The organism is Arthrobacter sp. HMWF013 (genome assembly GCF_003061105.1).
GTDB lineage: Bacteria > Actinomycetota > Actinomycetes > Actinomycetales > Micrococcaceae > Arthrobacter.
Map to the genome: position 1 here is coordinate 7,880 of NZ_QAIQ01000277.1, position 1,430 is coordinate 9,309.

A 1,430-nucleotide genomic window follows, 5' to 3' on the forward strand; every position below is an offset into this window, starting at 1 on the left:
AGCGGCTGCCGATCCGCGACTTTGGCGACGCCCCCGCGAACCGCTAGCTAGCATGGACACCATGACGACTCCCGTAGTGCAGGCCCCGCGCGGCCCGGTGACCCGCAAGGATGTTGCCCGGTACGCCGGCGTCAGCACCGCCGTCGTCAGTTATGTGGTGAACGGCGGGCCCAAGAAGGTGGCGCCGGCCACCGAAGCGAAGGTCCAGGACGCCATCCGCGTCCTGGGCTACCGCCCCAACGCGGCAGCCCGGGCCCTCAAGCTCGGGTCCAGCGAGACCATTGGCCTGGTCATCCCCGACAACAGCAACCCCTTCTTCTCCTTTTTTGCCCACGCAGTGGAGGACGCGGCCGCGGAACTGGGCTACGCCCTGGTGCTGAGCAACTCGGACGGAAACCTGGCCAAGGAGCGGCGCAACATCCGCAACCTGGCCGCCCGGCAGGTGGATGGCGTGCTGCTGGCCAGCGTCCTTTTCGAACCCGATCTGGAGTCCCTGGAAACGGCGGACATTCCTTCGGTCCTGCTGAACCAGGAGCGCGACGCCCCGGGGTTCAACAGCATCGGCGTGGACCTTGCCGCCGGCGCCCGCATGGCCGTGGAGCACCTGATCGGGCACGGCCACACCAACATCGGCCTGGCCATGGGCACCAACGTTTCCAGCAGCACTGACGGGCGTGAACTGGGCTGGCGGGAGGCGTTGCAGGCCGCGGGACTGCCGGAAGGCCCCATCGCCTACAGCGACTTCACCCGGCCCGGCGGCTACAGTGCCGGGCAGCGGCTGCTCGCATCCGTCAACCGGCCCACGGCGATCTTCGCCAGCTCGGACATGCAGGCGATCGGCCTCCTGCGCGCGGTCCACGAAGCCGGCCTCGCCGTGCCCGGTGAGATTGCTGTCGCATCCTTTGACGGCTCCCTGGAAGCCGAATATTCGTGGCCGCCGCTGACTACGGTCGAGCAGCCTGTGGCCGACATGGCCGAGGCCGCCGTGGCTGCCTTGGTGGGCGCCGGCCGCCGCGAAAAACCGCGCCACCGGATCTTTCCCACGAAACTGCACATCCGCCAGTCCTGCGGCTGCCCCTGAACCAGGGGCTGCTGAACCGCGCGTCGCTGTTCGGCGCCTAACCTGCGATCCGGAGCCTGCCGGTCCGTTCGCCCAGGATCCGCCGTGCTTCGGCGCTGAGGCCCGAATCGCTGATGACCTCGTCCGCCTCGTCCAGGGCGGCGATGGTGCTGATGCCCAGCGTTCCCCACTTGCTGTGATCGGCGAGGACCACCGTTTTACGGGCTGCGGCCACGAACGCCCGGTCCGTTTCGGCCTCCAGCAGGTTGGGCGTGGTGAACCCCGCCTCAGAATCCATTCCGTGCACGCCCAGGAACAGCACGTCCAGGTGCAGCTGCTTCAGCGCCGCCGTCGCGATGGGTCCCACCAG

Annotated in this window: 1 protein-coding gene and 1 pseudogene; one reads left to right on the top strand and one right to left on the bottom strand. The window is 68.6% G+C overall.

Annotated elements, in window-relative coordinates:
- Positions 1 to 61: 61 nt before the first annotated feature.
- The gene (locus tag DBR22_RS10965; RefSeq protein WP_108599042.1) at positions 62 to 1,081 is read left to right on the top strand and encodes a LacI family DNA-binding transcriptional regulator; all 1,020 of its coding nucleotides are present in this window, start codon (positions 62 to 64) and stop codon (positions 1,079 to 1,081) included.
- Positions 1,082 to 1,118: 37 nt separating this feature from the next.
- Here the strand turns inward: DBR22_RS10965 and DBR22_RS10970 are convergent.
- Positions 1,119 to 1,430: pseudogene (locus DBR22_RS10970) on the bottom strand (DeoR family transcriptional regulator); the annotation flags it as partial.